The following is a 16,443-nucleotide window of genomic DNA, read 5'->3' as shown; positions in this document are numbered from 1 at the left end:
GCATGCGCACCTTGGCCTATCACGAAGCGATTCCCGGCCATCACTTCCAGATCGCGATCGCTCAGGAACTGAAGGACGTGCCGATCTTCCGCAACGTGCTGCCGTTCAATGCCTATGCCGAAGGCTGGGCGCTGTACAGCGAACGTCTGGCCTGGGAACTCGGCTACGAGAAAGACCCGTTCGACAACCTCGGCCGCCTGCAGGCCGAACTATTCCGCGCCGTGCGTCTGGTGGTCGACACCGGCATGCACGCCAAGCGCTGGAGCCGCGAACAGGCGCTGGCCTACATGATCGACAAGACCGGCCTGGGCGAGGCCTATGCCACCGCCGAGATCGAGCGTTACCTGGTCTGGCCTGGTCAGGCGCTCGGCTACAAGCTCGGCATGCTGAAGATCCTTGAACTGCGCGAGCGCGCCAAGACCGAACTCGGCGACAAGTTCGATCTCAAGGAATTCCACAAGGTGGTGCTCGGCAGTGGTTCCTTGCCGCTGCCGGTACTCGATGCGGTGGTGACGAAGTGGCTGGCGGAGAAGAAGGGCTGAGGCTTACAGCGCCCGCGTCTCTCCGATCTTCATGACCCAGGCCTGCTCCGGCGCATAGCCGGACTGGCCTGCGGCGGAGAGGAAACGCGGCGGTGGATCGAAAGCCGGCTCGGTGGTCAGTGCGACCGTGCCCCAGTGCATCGCCACCAGTCGCTGCGCCTGCATGGCCTTGCCGATGCGCACCGCTTCTTCGGGATTGGCGTGCACGGCCTGCATCAGCGGCCGTGGTTCGTAGGCGCCGATCGGCACCAGTGCGGTATCGAACGGGCCAAAGCGCCGGCCGGCGTGCTCGAACACTTCGCCCCAGCCGGTATCGCCAGCGAAGTAGACGCGATGCTTCTGCGATGCGAGTGCGAAGCCGCACCACAGAGTGCGATTGCGATCGAACGGCGTGCGTGACGAGAAATGCACGGCCGGGACGGCAGTGACGGTCAGGCCGTTCTCGACGTGCTGAGCGCCCCAGTCCAGTTCGTGGACGTTGCTGTAGCCCAGGCTTTCGATCAGCGATTTGAGGCCCAGCGGGATGATGACGCAGGCCTGGCGACTGTGCCGGGCCAGCTTGCGCAGCGCCACGGCATCAAGATGGTCGTAATGATTGTGCGACAGCAGGATCGCATCGAGCTTCGGCAGCTGTTCGATCGCGATGCCGGTGCCGGCAAAGCGCTTCGGGCCGAAGCCCTGTACGGGTGACGCGTGAGCGCTGAGATAGGGATCGGTGAGGATGGTCTTGCCATCGAGCCGGATCAGAAAGCAGGCGTGGCCGAGCCAGGTCAGCGTGTCTTGATCGCCGAAGGACGCGAGTTGCGCGAGCGCGGCTTCTTCATCGAGCACATGGCCGGCCGGGATCGCCGGCTGGCGCAGGCTCTTTGCGCCAAAGCTGACATCGCGGAAGAAACGCAGCCAGTCCGCAGTCGTGCCGCGAGCGCGGGGCGCGCCTGGCGGATTATGAAAGTTGCCCTGCGCATCGCGATGCGGTGGCAGGGCAGGGTCGTGTTGTTCGGTAGGGGTCATCAGGCTGGCCTGTGCGGTGTGGCGCAAGCTTGCCTCACGCAAGGACGGAAGACGCAGGAAAAGCTCCGGGGGGAAAGCTTCTCTGCTGGGCGCCTTCTGCGTCCTTGCGTGAGTTCGCCTCTACGCTGCCGCTGTTTCCAGCGCCGGGTAATCGGTGTAGCCCTTTTCGTTGCCGCCATACAGCGTGGCCATGTCCAGCGGATTCAGCTCGGCGTGCTGCTTGAAGCGCTCGACCAGATCCGGGTTGGCGATGAACAGCTTGCCGTAGACGATCGCATCGGCCAGGCCGCTGGCGACGGCTGCTTCGCCGGAGGCCTGATCGAAGCCGCCGTTGAGCATCAGCACACCGTCGAAATTGGTGCGGGCGATGTTGGCGAGTTCGATTTCCGCGGGACGATCATGCTGGTCATGGCGCAGTTCGAAGAACGCGATCTTGCGCGCCGACATCTGCTGCGCCACGTACTTCACCAGCGCCTTCGGATCGGAATCGCTCATGTCGTTGAACGCCACCAGCGGCGAGATGCGGATGCTGACGCCGCCGGCGCCGAACACCGAGATCGCCGCATCGGTCACTTCCAGCAGCAGGCGGGCGCGCTTTTCCAGCGTGCCGCCGTAGCCATCGGTGCGATCGTTCTGGCTGTCACGCAGGAACTGGTCGACCAGATAGCCGTGGGCGCCGTGAATCTGCACGCCGTCAAAACCGGCGGCCTTGGCGCGCTCGGCGGCCTTGCGGAACAGTTCGACGATGCCAGGCATCTCGGACTCGGCGAGCACTCTCGGCACTTCGTAGGGCAGCTTGCCCTTCAAGGTGTGGGTGCTGTCGTTGATCGCCTTGGCGCTGGACGAGATCGGCAGCACGTTGTTGATGCCCGAATGTGCGGCACGGCCCGGATGCCAGATCTGCATGATGATCCGGCCGCCCTTGGCGTGAACCGCGTCGGTGACCAGCTTCCAGCCGGCCATGGTTTCATCGCTGAAGATGCCGCCTTCGGCGATGAAGGCGCTGGCGTCATCGGCGACCATCGTGCACTCGGTCATGATCAGGCCGGCGCTGGCGCGCTGCGAGTAGTACTCGGCCATCAGCGCATGCGGCACATGCGTGGTGCCGGCGCGGGCGCGGGTCAGCGGCGCCATCACCAGGCGGTTCGGAAGCGTGAGGTAGCCGACCTTGATCGGCGTGAGCAATTGCTGGGTCATGAGTGAAGTCCTGAATGTGTTGAAGGGGTGTTCGAGAGATTTGCAGCAGGCTTACCAGGGCAGCGCCTGACCCATGTGGAAGTAGCCACCGTTCGGGCCATCGGCCGGCAGCAGCGCCAGCTCGACGCTGGTTTTCGCGCCATCGGGAATCGCCATCGGTGCTTCGGGGCCGCCCATGTCGGTCTGCACGTGGCCGGGATGGGCCGAGTTGACCTTGATGTTGGTGTCGCGCAGCTCATACGCAAGCTGCACGGTCCAGCCGTTCAGCGCGGTCTTCGAAACGTTGTAGGCGGGTACCTTGAAGTTGTAGATCGGCGAGGCCGGATCGCTGTGCAGAGTGTTCGAGGCCAGGATGCTCGACAGATTGACGATGCGGCCGGCCGCGGACTTGTGCAGCAGCGGCAGGAACGCCTGGGTGACGGCGATCACGCCGAAGACATTGGTATCGAAAGTGCTGCGCCAGATGTCCAGGCTCTGCTCGCTGACCTTCTTCGCACCGTCGTCGTTCATCACGCCGGCGTTGTTGATCAGGATGTCGAGGTGACCATGCTTCTTCTGCACGGTGGCGACGGCGCTGGCGATGCTGGCAGCGTCGGTGACATCGAGCGCCAGCGCTTCGGTCTTGAAGCCTTCTGCGGCCAACTTGGCGACGGCGGCATCCGCCTTGTCCTGCGAGCGGGCGGCAACTATTACCTGCACGCCGGCCTGGGTCAGCTGTTTAGCGGTTTCGTAGCCGATGCCCTTGTTGGCACCGGTAATCACGGCAATCTTGGTCATTCTGCTTCTCCGTTGCGGCTGGTCTGCAGGTGCGGCGGCTTGACATGAAGCTGCAACATCGCGAACCTGGGGTTGTTACCGATCGGTAACAGTGGCGGTACGTTACTGATCGGTAACAGGGCTGTCAAGCCGGCTTAGGGCTCACCCCATGATCTAAGTCGTCACGTGCGAAAATGCTGTCATGTTGCTGCTGGAGTGGATGCGATGATGAACACCGTGAAGTCCGAAGACCCGACCCTTGCCGAGCAGGCCGGCCGGCCGCGCGTTCGTGATCGCATCTTCGAGACCGCCTGCGAACTGTTCTATCGACACGGCATTCGCGCGGTCGGTGTCGATGCCATCGCCTGCGAAGCCGGCACCAACAAGATGAGCTTCTATCGCAGCTTCGCGAGCAAGGATGAGCTGGTCGCCGAGTATCTGCGCTTCAAGGATCGCAACTTCTGGATCTGGTGGGATGGCATCGTGGCGCCGCATCAGGGCCAGCCGCGCGCCCAGGCCGAAGCGCTGTTCGAGGCTCACGTCAACAAGACCTGCTCGAAGGAATCACGCGGCTGCGGGCTGGCCAATGCCGCGGTCGAGATCGTCGAGGACGAGCATCCGGGCCGGGCCGTGGTCATCGCCCACAAGAGCGAAATCCGCCGCCGCTTCCGGGCGCTGGCGAAAGCGATGCAGGCCCGCGAGCCGGAACAGCTCGGCGATGCGCTGATGCTGCTGATGGAAGGCGGCTATCTGGCGCGGCTGACCTTCCCCAAGGGCGGGCCGGTGTCCAGCGCGCTGCATGCCGCGCGCGTGTTGATGGATGCGCACGGCGCCTGAAGCGCTTCGCTAGCTATTGCCGTCCTCCTGCAACCAGCGCCACAAGGTACTGCGCGATACACCGAGCGCCTTGGCCGCTGCGCCACGCTGACCGCTATGACGCTGCAGCAAGGCTCGCAAGGCCGCAGCTTCCGGGCGCTTGCGTGAGGGGCTGATCGCTTCTCGATCTTCTGCAGTGTCGCCATCGATCGCGGCTACCGGATTGGGCATCGCCGTCCTGGCGAACAACTCCGGTGCACAACGCAGCAGCAGCGGACGGGTCAGTGCCGATAGCGGCGATTCGGCCAGCCCCAGCACGGCGATGCGTTCGGCGAGATTGCGCAGTTCGCGGACATTGCCGGGCCAGCTGTGCTGCTGCAGCGCGGCCTGCGCCGGGCCGTCGATGACCATCGCACCGACACCCACCGCGCGCAGGCAGCTCATCAGCAGCAAGGGGATGTCGTCGGCGTGTTCGCGCAGCGGCGCCAGCGCCAGACGCAGCACATTGAGCCGATAGTAGAGGTCGCGGCGAAAGCGGTTCTCGGCGACCAGCGCCTCGAGCTCCCAGAGCGTGGCGGCGATCACCCGCACGTCCACCGGCGTCGGCCGCACGCTGCCGACTCTCAGCACTTCGCGCTCTTCGAGCACGCGCAGCAGCCGGGTCTGCAGCGCCAGCGGCATTTCGCCGATCTCGTCGAGAAACAGCGTGCCGCCATTGGCCGCTTCGATCAGGCCGACCCGGCCGCCGCGGCGCGAGCCGGTGAAGGCGCCGTCGGCGTAGCCGAACAGTTCCGATTCGAGCAGCGATTCGGCGATCGCACCGCAGTTCACCGCGATGAACGGCGCGCTGCGTCGCGGGCTGGCGCCGTGCAGCGCCTGCGCCACCAGTTCCTTGCCGGTGCCGGTTTCGCCGGTGATCAGCACGGTGCGGTCGCTGGCGCCGTAGAGCCGCACCTGATCGCGCAGCGCCACCATCTTGTCGCTGTTGCCGATCAGGCGACGCAGGCTGTAGCGCGAGTCCGGCGTGGTCGGCGCGCGGCGAACGCCGCTGCGTGCCGCAGACAACATGCGGGCGAGGTCGATGGCTTGTTCGAAGGCGCGCCGGATCGAATCCGGCGAGTACATCAGGATGCCGATAGCGCCGGCACGGTCGGCGAGTTCGGAGACGTAGCCGGTGCCGACGATGACACCGCAGCCGAGCGAAACCAGCTCGGCGACCAGGTCGCGTACTTCCTCGGTATTGCTGTACGAACGCTGTTCGATCTGCAGGCCGAATTCCTGCTTGAAGGCGCTGAACGCGGGCAGGGCATCGCCGTAGCTGATGATCCCGACCTTGCTTGAATGGCGGCGCGCGCGGGTCAGCGCCTGCATCAGATCGAAGCCGTCCGGCCGCACCAGGACGATCGGCTTGTCGATGCGATTGCGCAGGTACTCGCCGTTGGAACCGGCCGACAGCACGACGTCGCAGTCCTCGTCGCGCAGCCGTTCACGGATATGGGTGACTGCCTCCTCGAAGCCGAGGTCGATGGTTTCGATATGGGCGCGGCCGTCGAATTCGGTGGTGACTTCGCGCATCAGCCGCGACAGGCGGGTGACGCTGACGGTCCAGATCGCCGGCAGGAAGGATTCGTTGTTCTGCATGTCGCGAATTATGTTCCATTCGGTGTTTCAAATGTTTCATGAGACACGGTGTGTTCGATCGAGACATGACGTGCTTTCGTCAGCGCAGCCGATGAATGCCAGCAATAGATAAGAAATTCATGGTGTTGCGAAGGATTAAAACTGGGTCGAGGGCTGTCTTCGGCGATGGCACGGCTCTTGAGTAACTGGGCCACCCGTCACCATCGGCGGGTCGCGAAGTCCGGCTTAAGGCCCGGCGTCGCCCGTCCGCCATCTGAGGAGCTGCCCATGACCCATTCCGCCGGAGCCGCATTCCGCGCCGCCCTTGCTGCCGAAAAGCCGCTGCAGGTCATCGGCGCGATCAACGCCAACCACGCGCTGCTGGCCAAGCGCGCCGGGTTCAAGGCGATCTATCTCTCCGGTGGCGGCGTTGCCGCCGGCTCGCTGGGCATGCCGGATCTCGGCATCAACACGATGGATGACGTGCTGGTCGACACCCGCCGGATCACCGATGTCTGCGACCTGCCGCTGCTGGTCGATATCGATACCGGCTTTGGCGCCAGCGCTTTCAACATCGAGCGCACGGTGAAGGCGCTGATCAAGGCCGGTGCTGCCGCCTGCCACATCGAGGACCAGGTCGGCGCCAAGCGCTGCGGTCATCGTCCAGGCAAGGAAATCGTCTCGAAGGAAGAGATGGCCGATCGCGTCAAGGCCGCTGCCGATGCCAAGACCGATTCGAACTTCTTCATCATCGCTCGCACCGATGCGATCCAGGCCGAAGGTGTCGATGCCGCGATCGAGCGCTCGATCGCCTGCGTCGAAGCCGGTGCCGACGGCATCTTCGCCGAAGCCGCCTACGACCTTGCCACCTACAAGCGCTTCGTCGATGCCGTGAAGGTGCCGGTGCTCGCCAACATCACCGAGTTCGGCGCCACGCCGCTGTTCACGCGTGACGAGCTGGCCTCGGTCGGTGTCGCCATCCAGCTCTATCCGCTGTCGGCCTTCCGTGCGGCGAACAAGGCGGCAGAGGCCGTTTACACTGCGGTCCGCCGCGATGGGCATCAGAAGGACGTCATCGAGCTGATGCAGACGCGTGCCGAGCTGTACGACCGCATCGGCTATCACTCGTTTGAGAACCGGCTCGACGCCCTCTTTGCGGCGAAGAAGAAGTAAGCACTGACGCGTGCGACCCCGCCCCGAAAGCGACCTCGAATAACAACACCCGAACAGTCTCAGGAGACCTCATGAGCGAAACAACCGCTGCCCCCGCGAGCGGCTTCAAGCCGAAGAAGTCCGTTGCCCTCAGTGGCACCACCGCTGGCAACACGGCGCTGTGCACCGTCGGCCGTACCGGCAATGACCTGCACTATCGCGGCTACGACATCCTCGATGTCGCCAACGCCTGCGAGTTCGAGGAAATCGCCCATCTGCTGGTGCACGGCAAGCTGCCGACCGCATCCGAACTCAAGGCTTACAAGACAAAGCTGAAGGCGCTGCGCGGCCTGCCGGCTGCGGTCAAGGCTGCGCTCGAAGCGCTGCCCGCGGCCAGCCATCCGATGGACGTGATGCGCACTGGCGTTTCGGTGCTCGGCTGCGTGCTGCCGGAGAAGGACGACCACAATCATCCGGGTGCCCGCGACATCGCCGACAAGCTGATGGCTTCGCTCGGTTCGATGCTGCTGTACTGGTACCACTACAGCCAGAACGGCAACATCATCGACGTGGAGACCGACGACGACTCCATCGGCGGCCACTTCCTGCATCTGCTGCATGGCGAGAAGCCCTGCGATTCCTGGGTGAAGGCGATGCACACCTCGCTGGTGCTGTATGCCGAACACGAGTTCAACGCATCGACCTTCACCGCCCGCGTGATCGCCGGCACCGGCTCGGACATGCATTCGGCCATCGCTGGCGGCATCGGCGCGCTGCGCGGCCCGAAGCACGGCGGCGCCAATGAAGTGGCGTTCGAAATCCAGAAGCGCTACGACAATCCGGACGAAGCCGAAGCCGATATCAAGGCGCGTGTCGAGAAGAAGGAAGTTGTCATTGGCTTCGGCCATCCGGTCTACACGGTCAGCGATCCGCGCAACAAGGTGATCAAGCAGGTTGCCAAGGATCTGTCGGTGGAAGCGGGCAGCACCAAGATGTTCGACATCGCCGAGCGTCTGGAAACGGTGATGTGGGACATCAAGAAGATGTTCCCGAATCTCGATTGGTTCAGCGCTGTCAGCTACAACATGATGGGTGTGCCGACGGCGATGTTCACGCCGCTGTTCGTCATTGCCCGCACTAGCGGCTGGAGCGCGCACATCATCGAGCAGCGCATCGACGGCAAGATCATTCGTCCAAGCGCCAACTACGTTGGCCCGGAAGATCTGACGTTCGTGCCGCTGAAAGACCGCAAGTGACCTTCGCCTGAAGCGAAGGTCATCCCCGCGAAGGCGGGGATCCAGTTTTCGGTTGCCAGCGGTGCGTGCAAGTCGAAACTGGATTCCCGCCTGTGCGGGAATGACGCCGTTGTCGGGCGGGCAAGCCTCATCTGCCCGCCGCTGTACCCCAGCCAGACCGTTGTCCCGCGTAGGCAGATGAAACCTGCCCACCCTACGGATTCCCCGAGCCATGAACACCCAGTACCGCAAGAACCTCCCCGGCACTTCGCTCGACTACTTCGATGCCCGCGCGGCCGTCGATGCCATCAAGCCCGGCGCTTACGCGACGTTGTCGTACACGGCGCGTGTGCATGCCGAGAACCTGGTGCGCAAGGGCGAGCCGGAAAAGCTCACGGCTTATCTGGGCCAGCTGATCGAGCGCAAGCGGGATCTGGATTTCCCGTGGTTCCCGGTGCGCGTGGTCTGCCACGACATTCTTGGCCAGACCGCACTCGTCGATCTCGCCGGCCTGCGTGACGCGATTGCCGACATGGGCGGAGATCCGGCCAAGGTCAATCCGGTGGTGCCGGTGCAGCTGATCGTCGACCACTCGCTGGCCGTCGAGCACGGCGGTTTCGAGAAGGATGCGTTCAAGAAGAATCGTGCGATCGAGGATCGCCGCAACGACGATCGATTCCATTTCATCGAATGGACTCGGAAGGCGTTCAAGAACATGGAAGTGATCCCGCCAGGCAACGGGATCATGCATCAGATCAATCTGGAAAGAATGAGCCCGGTGATCTACACGCAGGACGGTCTGGCGTTCCCGGACACCTGCGTCGGCACCGACAGCCACACGCCGCATGTCGATGCGCTGGGCGTCATCGCGATCGGCGTCGGCGGCCTCGAAGCCGAGAACGTCATGCTCGGCCGCGCTTCGTGGATGCGCCTGCCGGACATCACCGGTGTCGAGTTGAGCGGTAAGCCGCACGAAGGCATCACCGCTACCGACGTGGTGCTGGCATTGACCGAATTCCTGCGTCAGCAGAAAGTCGTCGGCGCCTATCTGGAGTTCTACGGCGAAGGCGCATCGGCGCTCACGCTTGGCGATCGCGCGACGATCTCCAACATGGCGCCTGAATACGGCGCTACTGCCGCGATGTTCTTCATCGACAAGAACACCATCGACTATCTCAAGCTCACCGGCCGTGCCGACGAGCAGGTCAAGCTGGTTGAGCTATACGCCAAGCACACCGGCCTGTGGGCCGATGATCTGAAGACCGCTGAATACGAGCGCGTTCTGAAGTTCGATCTGTCGACCGTGGTTCGCAACATGGCTGGCCCAAGCAACCCGCACAAGCGCCTGCCGACCTCGGCACTCGCCGAGCGTGGCATCGCCGCGAAGTGGGAAGAAGTGCCGGGCGAGATGCCGGACGGCGCGGTGATCATCGCGGCGATCACCTCGTGCACCAACACCTCGAACCCACGCAATGTCATTGCCGCGGCCCTGCTGGCGCGCAACGCCAATGCCCGCGGTCTGACGCGCAAGCCCTGGGTGAAGTCCTCGCTGGCGCCCGGCTCGAAAGCCGTGCAGCTCTATCTCGAGGAAGCAAACCTGCTGGGCGAGCTTGAAAAGCTCGGCTTCGGCATCGTCGCCTTCGCCTGCACGACCTGCAACGGCATGTCCGGTGCACTCGATCCGAAGATCCAGAAGGAAGTCATCGACCGCGATCTGTACGCGACGGCCGTGCTGTCCGGCAATCGCAATTTCGATGGCCGCATCCATCCGTACGCGAAGCAGGCCTTCCTGGCCAGCCCGCCGCTGGTCGTCGCCTACGCGATCGCCGGCACCGTGCGTTTCGATATCGAGAAGGACGTGCTCGGTATCGACAAGGATGGCAAGCCGGTCACCCTGAAGGACATCTGGCCGACCGACGCCGAGATCGATTCGGTGGTCGCAAGCTCGGTGAAGCCGGAGCAGTTCCGCAAGGTCTACGACCCGATGTTCACCTTCAAGGTGCTCGGCGACGAAAAGATCAGCCCGCTGTACGAATGGCGCGAGATGAGCACCTACATCCGCCGTCCGCCGTACTGGGAAGGCGCGCTGGCTGGTGCCCGCACTTTGAAGGGCCTGCGCGCGCTGGCGGTGCTGCCGGACAACATCACGACCGATCATCTGTCGCCGTCGAACGCGATCATGATGGACAGCGCCGCCGGCGAGTACCTGCACAAGATGGGTCTGCCGGAAGAGGACTTCAATTCCTACGCCACCCATCGCGGCGACCATCTCACCGCGCAGCGCGCGACCTTCGCCAACCCGCAGCTGGTCAACGAAATGGCCGTGGTCGACGGCAAGGTCAAGAAGGGTTCGCTGGCGCGCATCGAGCCGGAAGGCAAGGTCGTGCGCATGTGGGAAGCGATCGAAACCTACATGGAGCGCAAGCAGCCGCTGATCATCGTCGCCGGTGCCGACTACGGCCAGGGCAGCTCGCGTGACTGGGCAGCGAAAGGCGTGCGTTTGGCTGGTGTCGAAGTCATCGCCGCCGAAGGCTTCGAGCGCATCCACCGCACCAACCTGATCGGCATGGGCGTGCTGCCGCTCGAATTCAAGCCGGGTACCACGCGCCTGACGCTGGGCATCGACGGCACCGAAACCTACGACGTCACCGGCAAGCTCGCACCGCGCACGACGCTGACCCTGGTCATCACCCGCAAGAACGGCGAGAAGCTCGAAGTGCCGATGACCTGCCGTCTGGATTCGGACGAGGAAGTGCTGGTCTACGAGGCCGGAGGTGTGTTGCAGCGGTTCGCAATGGATTTCCTGGCGTCGACGAAAGCGGCCTGAGGTTTCGAGGTGGCCAGGCTGGATCCACTGATTTTCATGGCGCAGCCGCAGCCGGCGATTCGTGCGCGGATGGAAGCTGCTGTTGCCGCCAATGGTCTCGATCTGCGGCTAGGTGAAGCCCAGTTCGAGTCCGGTAACTGGCATCAGTCTTTCTCCGATCGTCAGGATGACAAGCCCAAGTTCCGGGCCGCCATGTTGCGAGCGGGTGCCCGAGTGTCAGCACCTTCCTTTGTGATGACGCTCAATCGCATCAACGGGACGGGCGCCGGACCAAGAGGCATCCATTGGGCGTTCCGCGCCATGGGCAAACCCAAGGGGCTGGAGACCGTGCTGACGTCGGTACGGGCGGCCTTGCTGGCTGAGGGCATCGATGACGAGACCGGTCATGGCCCGCACCTGACCATCAGTTACAAGGCACCGTCTCCACTGCCATCCGTGGCCATCGAACCGATCGAGTGGACAGTCGATGAACTGCTGCTGGTGCGAGGCTGCGGTAACCCGTATCGGTACGAGGTGGTGGGTCGCTGGCCGCTTGCGGCAGCGATCGAGCCGCCTCAGCAGCAATTTGGTTTGCTTTAGGGACGTGCAAGTGGAGTTGGACCTTGCGCGTCAGTACCCGGCTTTTCGAATTGGCGGGCACTTAGCCCCTCTCCCCTCGCGGGAGAGGGGTTGGGGAGAGGGGGACGCGATGAACCCGCAACAGCTCGCCAAATCTCTACGTCAGAACATGACGGATGCCGAAAGGCTGTTGTGGAAGCATTTGCGGGCGCATCGCCTGGATGGTCAGAAGTTTCGACGCCAGCAGCCGATCGGGCCTTATGTGGTGGATCTCGTGCATCTTGGTGCGAGAGTGATCGTTGAGGCAGATGGCGGCCAGCACAATGAAAGCGCCAGGGACGATGCACGGGATGCCTGGCTGAAAGGACAAGGATTCAAGGTGCTGCGGTTCTGGAATGATCAGATTCTGCAGAGTACGGATAGCGTGCTGGATGTGATTTGGGCGGCGGTCGTCCCGACTTCCCCCTCTCCCCCGGCCCCTCTCCCGCGAGGGGAGAGGGGTGACTAAAGCGATTAACTTCACCAATTGAACAGGCTGCTCATGACCCATATCCCGCAGGTAAAAATCCCCGCCACCTACGTCCGCGGCGGCACCAGCAAAGGCGTGTTCTTCAAGCTCACGGACTTGCCCGAGCGCTGCCAGGTCGCGGGCGAGGCGCGCGACAAGCTGCTGCTGCGGGTTATCGGTTCGCCTGATCCCTACGGCGCGCAGATCGACGGCATGGGCGGCGCCACGTCTTCGACTTCCAAGACCGTGATCCTCGCCAAATGCAGCAAGGCTGATCACGACGTCGATTACATGTTCGGTCAGGTGTCGATCGACAAGGCTTTCGTCGACTGGTCCGGCAACTGCGGCAACCTCACTGCCGCCGTCGGCTCGTTCGCGATTAGCAACGGCCTGGTCGATGCCGCGCGCATTCCGCAGAACGGCATCTGCACGGTGCGCATCTGGCAGGTGCAGATCCTGAAGACGATCATCGCCCACGTGCCGATCAGCAACGGCGCAGTGCAGGAAACTGGCGACTTCGAGCTCGACGGCGTGACCTTCCCGGCGGCCGAGGTGCAGATCGAGTTTCTCGATCCGGCCGATGAAGGTGATGGCGACGGCGGCGGCTCGATGTTCCCGACCGGCAATCTCGTCGACGATCTCGAAGTGCCCGGCATCGGCACCTTGAAGGCGACGATGATCAACGCCGGCATTCCGACCGTGTTCATCAACGCGGCGGAGATCGGCTACACCGGCACCGAGCTGCGCGAAGCGATCAACACCAAGCCGGAAGTGCTCGCCAAGTTCGAGACCATCCGCGCGTACGGCGCGCTGCACATGGGTTTGATAAAGGATGTGTCCGAAGCGGCCAAGCGCCAGCACACGCCGAAGGTGGCGTTCGTGGCGCCACCGACCGATTACGTTTCGTCCAGCGGCAAGGCGATCAAGGCGAGCGAGATCGATCTCAATGTCCGCGCGCTGTCGATGGGCAAGCTGCATCACGCGATGATGGGCACGGCGGCGGTGGCCATCGGCACCGCGGCGGCGATCCCCGGCACCCTGGTCAATCTCGCCGCCGGTGGTGGTGCGAGGACGGCGGTGCGCTTCGGTCATCCGTCCGGCACCTTGAGAGTCGGTGCGGAAGCGACCCAGGAGAACGGTCAGTGGGTGGTCAAGAAAGCGATCATGTCGCGCTCGGCCCGCGTGCTGATGGAAGGCTGGGTGCGGGTGCCGGGCGACTCTTTCTGAAGCCGCCGGACCGCTGAGGCAAAAAGAAGCCCGGATGACGCGAGTCGTCCGGGCTTCTTTGTTGTCCGGGACGTGCAGCTACTTGCGGAAGATCGACTTCGGCAGCATCGCGTGCACGCCCTTGGTCCCGTCGACGGCTTCGGAGATGATCAGGTCCATCGCCGCGCTGCACAGCATGTAGGCGTCGTCTCGCGACAGGCCTTTGGTGGTTGCCAGGAAGTCGACCATGTCGCTGGTCGCCAGGCGGGCGGCTTCGTCGAGGTCGGGATTGAGGCCGATGCTCATGTAGTGCGTCGCGGTTTCCGCGCGCGGGCCCTTCAGCGCCTTGTTCTTATGCAGGATGATCTGCACGTCGCCTTTCAACGAGGCTTCCACGGCCGACAGGCAGACCTCGCCGTGGCCTTGCACGGCATGGCCGTCGCCGATCGACACCAGCCCGCCGGTGGCCTGCACCGGCAGGAACACGGTGCTGCCGGCGCCGAGATCGCGATTGTCGAGATTGCCGCCGAACACGTCCGGCGGGCCGCTGGCGACACGGCCGCGGCTGGCCTCCGGCGCCACCGCGATCACGCCCCAGAACGGCTTGACCGGCACTTCAACGCCGGGCGCGTACTCGACGCTCTGGCGTTTCATGTCTATCCACAGCACCCGGTCCTTCTGGTAGTCGAATTCGTCGGGCAGCACGCCACGCTTAGGGCGAAAGCCCTGGCCGGCGATCGGCAGCCGGACTTCAACGGAGCGGATGCGGATCTCCAGCACGTCGCCGGGCTCGGCACCGCGGACGCGGATCGGGCCGTTGAGCGTGTGATCGCCGCGACCAGCGCCTTCCACGCCTTCGAAAGTCGCGTACAGCTCCTTCGGAATCTTCTCCTTTGGCACTCCGAGACCTTCGAAGTAGCGCGGATTGCCGCTGGCGGTTTCCAGACGCACGATGTCGCCGGAGTCGATGGTCAGCACCGGCGGCAGCGAGGCGTCGAAGAAGCCGCGGTGCACGGTGGTCGGCGTCGCCTTCAGATCGTGGATCGTCGGTGCGGCCTGAGCCGGCGCTGCCACCTGCAGGATCAGCGCGGCGGGGATTGCCAGAACTGCGAGCATTTTCAAGGTCGTCTCCGGTGGCGTCCGGTGCGGAACGGAACGACCGCACTGCCTTGTAGACGGCCTTGCCGGTGAATACCCGACCTTGAGGGCCTCTACCAAGAGTGTCGACGGTGGCCCGTTTCTGGCTTGAATTCGGCGCTGGCGGGCCCACCGTGCCATCTCGGAATAGAATCGCGTTTTAGAGGTGAACCATGCCGTTCTACGAATACGCCTGTACCAACTGCGGCAAGCCGACGACGATCCTGCAGAAGCTGTCCGATCCGCCGGCCGTCGACTGCCCGGCCTGCCACACGCCCAGCCTGACCAAGCAGATTTCCGCCGCCGGCTTCCGCCTGAAGGGCGCGGGCTGGTACGAGACCGACTTCAAGTCGGACAACAAGCGCAATCTCGCCGGTGACAGCGCCGAAAGCGCCGTCAAGCCCGACAAGGTCGCTGACAAGCCTGCCGCCGCCCCCGCTGCTGCGGCGCCAGCTGCAACGCCGGCGGCACCGACCACGCCGGTCGCCTGAACCGGTGAGCGACCTCGGCGAGCCGCTGCCGGAAGCGCCGCCGCCTCCCGAGCCCGCGCCGCGCCTGCTGCGCGTGGTGCTGAGGCAATGGTTCTTCGCCGGACTGCTGATCTGGGTGCCGCTGGCGGCCACCTTGCTGGTGATCCGCTTCCTGATCGGCCTGCTCGATACCAGCCTGCTGCTGATTCCGCCGTCGCTGCGCCCGGATTTCCCGGGCCTGGGCGTGTTCCTGAGCGTCGGTCTGGTGTTCGGTACCGGCGCGCTGGCAGCGAATTACCTCGGCGGACGGCTGCTGCACTGGGCCGAGGAAATGCTGTTCCGCATTCCGCTGGTGCGCACCTTGTACGGCGGCGTCAAGAAACTCGCCGAGACGTTGTTCTCGCGGGAATCGACGGCGTTCAAGCGCGTGGTGCTGATCGAATGGCCGCGCGCCGGGCTATGGACGATCGGCTTCCAGGCCGGCGATCCGCTGAAAGTGGTGCGTGAGGCAACCGGCCAGGATCTGATCCCGGTGTTCGTGCCGACCACCCCGAACCCGACCGGCGGTTTCATCATGCAGGTGCCGGCCGCGGAGCTGAAATTCCTCGACGTGACGGTCGAGGAAGGCATGCGCTACATCATCTCGCTCGGCGTCGTTGCTCCCGGCATCACGCCGCCTGCGCTGCCGGTCGCGCCACGCTGAGACGACACAGGGCCGGCATCGGACGGTACAATCGCCGTCTTGTTCATATTGCTGCGTGATTTCGATGATGCGTTCCCATTACTGCGGCCAGGTCACTGAAGCGTTGACCGGCCAGACCGTCCAGGTTTGCGGCTGGGTCCAGCGCCGCCGCGACCACGGTGGCGTGATCTTCATCGACCTGCGCGACCGCGAAGGCCTGCTGCAGATCGTCTTCGATCCGGACAACGCCGAAACCTTCGCCGCCGCCGAACGTCTGCGCAGCGAATACGTCGTGCAGATCACCGGCCTGGTTCGCGCCCGTCCGGAAGGCACGGTCAACGCCAATCTGCCGACCGGCCGCATCGAAGTGCTCGGCCGCTCGGTGGAAGTGCTGAACAAGTCGGAAACCCCGCCGTTCCAGCTCGATGACGACACGGTTGGCGAGGAAACCCGCCTCAAGTACCGCTACATCGATCTGCGCCGGCCGCTGATGCAGAAGAACCTGCGTCTGCGCCACGACGTGATCCGCCGCATCCGCAACAAGATGGACGAGCTCGGCTTCATCGACGTCGAGACGCCGATCCTGACCCGCGCCACGCCGGAAGGCGCGCGCGATTATCTGGTGCCCAGTCGCGTGCATCCGGGCATGTTTTACGCCCTGCCCCAATCACCACAGTTGCTCAAGCAATTATTGATGGTGGCCGGCATGGATCGTTACAGCCAGAT

At 64.1% G+C, this 16,443-nt stretch carries 16 protein-coding genes; 11 read left to right on the top strand and 5 right to left on the bottom strand.

The window, feature by feature from the left end:
• A partial coding sequence (locus QZY06_RS16730; RefSeq protein WP_295686195.1) for a DUF885 family protein occupies positions 1-542 on the top strand: 542 nt, incomplete at its 5' end.
• A 3-nt stretch (positions 543-545) separates the two neighbouring features.
• On the opposite strand, the gene QZY06_RS16725 is transcribed toward QZY06_RS16730, so the two are convergent.
• The 3 genes from QZY06_RS16725 to QZY06_RS16715 all read right to left on the bottom strand — a co-directional run bounded on the left by QZY06_RS16725 (position 546) and on the right by QZY06_RS16715 (position 3,527).
• On the bottom strand, positions 546-1,580 hold the full coding sequence (locus QZY06_RS16725; RefSeq protein ID WP_295686194.1) for an MBL fold metallo-hydrolase: 1,035 nt from the start codon (positions 1,578-1,580) through the stop codon (positions 546-548).
• Between the two features lie 93 nt (positions 1,581-1,673).
• Positions 1,674-2,750 (bottom strand): alkene reductase, encoded by a 1,077-nt coding sequence (locus QZY06_RS16720; protein ID WP_295686193.1) that lies wholly within the window; start codon positions 2,748-2,750, stop codon positions 1,674-1,676.
• A 51-nt stretch (positions 2,751-2,801) separates the two neighbouring features.
• Positions 2,802-3,527, bottom strand: coding sequence for an SDR family oxidoreductase (locus QZY06_RS16715; protein ID WP_295686192.1), 726 nt, complete (start codon positions 3,525-3,527; stop codon positions 2,802-2,804).
• 207 nt (positions 3,528-3,734) lie between these two features.
• Here QZY06_RS16715 and QZY06_RS16710 point away from each other — a divergent pair, with 207 nt between their 5' ends.
• Positions 3,735-4,343, top strand: a complete 609-nt coding sequence (locus tag QZY06_RS16710; RefSeq protein WP_295686191.1) for a TetR/AcrR family transcriptional regulator — start codon at positions 3,735-3,737, stop codon at positions 4,341-4,343.
• A gap of 9 nt (positions 4,344-4,352) precedes the next feature.
• On the opposite strand, the gene prpR is transcribed toward QZY06_RS16710, so the two are convergent.
• On the bottom strand, positions 4,353-5,963 hold the full coding sequence (gene prpR / locus QZY06_RS16705) for a propionate catabolism operon regulatory protein PrpR (RefSeq protein WP_295686190.1): 1,611 nt from the start codon (positions 5,961-5,963) through the stop codon (positions 4,353-4,355).
• Positions 5,964-6,230: 267 nt separating this feature from the next.
• On the opposite strand from prpR, the gene prpB reads away from it, so the two are divergent.
• The 6 genes from prpB to prpF all read left to right on the top strand — a co-directional run bounded on the left by prpB (position 6,231) and on the right by prpF (position 13,449).
• Positions 6,231-7,115 (top strand): methylisocitrate lyase, encoded by an 885-nt coding sequence (prpB, locus tag QZY06_RS16700; protein ID WP_295686189.1) that lies wholly within the window; start codon positions 6,231-6,233, stop codon positions 7,113-7,115.
• A gap of 71 nt (positions 7,116-7,186) precedes the next feature.
• Positions 7,187-8,350: a 2-methylcitrate synthase gene (gene prpC / locus QZY06_RS16695; protein ID WP_022977424.1), complete on the top strand. Its 1,164-nt coding sequence runs from the start codon at positions 7,187-7,189 to the stop codon at positions 8,348-8,350.
• Between the two features lie 211 nt (positions 8,351-8,561).
• Positions 8,562-11,156, top strand: coding sequence for a Fe/S-dependent 2-methylisocitrate dehydratase AcnD (acnD, locus tag QZY06_RS16690; RefSeq protein WP_295686188.1), 2,595 nt, complete (start codon positions 8,562-8,564; stop codon positions 11,154-11,156).
• 36 nt (positions 11,157-11,192) lie between these two features.
• On the top strand, positions 11,193-11,735 hold the full coding sequence (locus QZY06_RS16685) for a hypothetical protein (protein WP_295686187.1): 543 nt from the start codon (positions 11,193-11,195) through the stop codon (positions 11,733-11,735).
• 109 nt (positions 11,736-11,844) lie between these two features.
• A complete protein-coding gene (locus QZY06_RS16680; protein ID WP_295686186.1) occupies positions 11,845-12,222 on the top strand; it encodes an endonuclease domain-containing protein in 378 nt (125 codons plus the stop codon).
• A gap of 33 nt (positions 12,223-12,255) precedes the next feature.
• Positions 12,256-13,449 carry a 2-methylaconitate cis-trans isomerase PrpF gene (gene prpF, locus QZY06_RS16675; RefSeq protein ID WP_295686185.1) on the top strand — a complete coding sequence of 398 codons (1,194 nt, stop codon included), beginning with the start codon at positions 12,256-12,258 and terminating at the stop codon, positions 13,447-13,449.
• A 78-nt stretch (positions 13,450-13,527) separates the two neighbouring features.
• Here the strand turns inward: prpF and QZY06_RS16670 are convergent, their stop codons facing one another.
• Positions 13,528-14,544 carry an acetamidase/formamidase family protein gene (locus tag QZY06_RS16670; RefSeq protein ID WP_295686196.1) on the bottom strand — a complete coding sequence of 339 codons (1,017 nt, stop codon included), beginning with the start codon at positions 14,542-14,544 and terminating at the stop codon, positions 13,528-13,530.
• A 194-nt stretch (positions 14,545-14,738) separates the two neighbouring features.
• On the opposite strand from QZY06_RS16670, the gene QZY06_RS16665 reads away from it, so the two are divergent.
• From QZY06_RS16665 to QZY06_RS16655, 3 genes are all read left to right on the top strand, one after another.
• Positions 14,739-15,056, top strand: a complete 318-nt coding sequence (locus QZY06_RS16665; RefSeq protein ID WP_295686184.1) for a zinc ribbon domain-containing protein — start codon at positions 14,739-14,741, stop codon at positions 15,054-15,056.
• Positions 15,057-15,060: 4 nt separating this feature from the next.
• Complete coding sequence (locus QZY06_RS16660; protein ID WP_295686183.1) at positions 15,061-15,738, top strand: DUF502 domain-containing protein; 678 nt, start codon at positions 15,061-15,063, stop codon at positions 15,736-15,738.
• Between the two features lie 64 nt (positions 15,739-15,802).
• Positions 15,803-16,443: amino acid--tRNA ligase-related protein (locus QZY06_RS16655; RefSeq protein ID WP_295686182.1), on the top strand; the 641-nt coding region annotated here is incomplete at its 3' end.

The sequence above is a fragment of the uncultured Nevskia sp. genome (assembly GCF_903885465.1).
In the GTDB taxonomy this organism is placed as follows: domain Bacteria; phylum Pseudomonadota; class Gammaproteobacteria; order Nevskiales; family Nevskiaceae; genus Nevskia.
Note: the sequence above shows the minus strand (reverse complement) of the source record. Positions and strands in the feature narration are given on the sequence as shown.

Excerpts from the sequence above, each read along its gene's own strand:
- QZY06_RS16665 (WP_295686184.1), top strand. The coding sequence starts at position 14,739 with ATGCCGTTCTACGAATACGCCTGTACCAACTGCGGCAAGCCGACGACG.
- QZY06_RS16710 (WP_295686191.1), top strand. The coding sequence starts at position 3,735 with ATGAACACCGTGAAGTCCGAAGACCCGACCCTTGCCGAGCAGGCCGGC.
- QZY06_RS16670 (WP_295686196.1), bottom strand. The coding sequence starts at position 14,544 with ATGCTCGCAGTTCTGGCAATCCCCGCCGCGCTGATCCTGCAGGTGGCA.
- prpC (WP_022977424.1), top strand. The coding sequence starts at position 7,187 with ATGAGCGAAACAACCGCTGCCCCCGCGAGCGGCTTCAAGCCGAAGAAG.
- acnD (WP_295686188.1), top strand. The coding sequence starts at position 8,562 with ATGAACACCCAGTACCGCAAGAACCTCCCCGGCACTTCGCTCGACTAC.
- prpR (WP_295686190.1), bottom strand. The coding sequence starts at position 5,963 with ATGCAGAACAACGAATCCTTCCTGCCGGCGATCTGGACCGTCAGCGTC.
- QZY06_RS16680 (WP_295686186.1), top strand. The coding sequence starts at position 11,845 with ATGAACCCGCAACAGCTCGCCAAATCTCTACGTCAGAACATGACGGAT.
- QZY06_RS16715 (WP_295686192.1), bottom strand. The coding sequence starts at position 3,527 with ATGACCAAGATTGCCGTGATTACCGGTGCCAACAAGGGCATCGGCTAC.
- prpF (WP_295686185.1), top strand. The coding sequence starts at position 12,256 with ATGACCCATATCCCGCAGGTAAAAATCCCCGCCACCTACGTCCGCGGC.
- prpB (WP_295686189.1), top strand. The coding sequence starts at position 6,231 with ATGACCCATTCCGCCGGAGCCGCATTCCGCGCCGCCCTTGCTGCCGAA.
- QZY06_RS16720 (WP_295686193.1), bottom strand. The coding sequence starts at position 2,750 with ATGACCCAGCAATTGCTCACGCCGATCAAGGTCGGCTACCTCACGCTT.
- QZY06_RS16685 (WP_295686187.1), top strand. The coding sequence starts at position 11,193 with ATGGCGCAGCCGCAGCCGGCGATTCGTGCGCGGATGGAAGCTGCTGTT.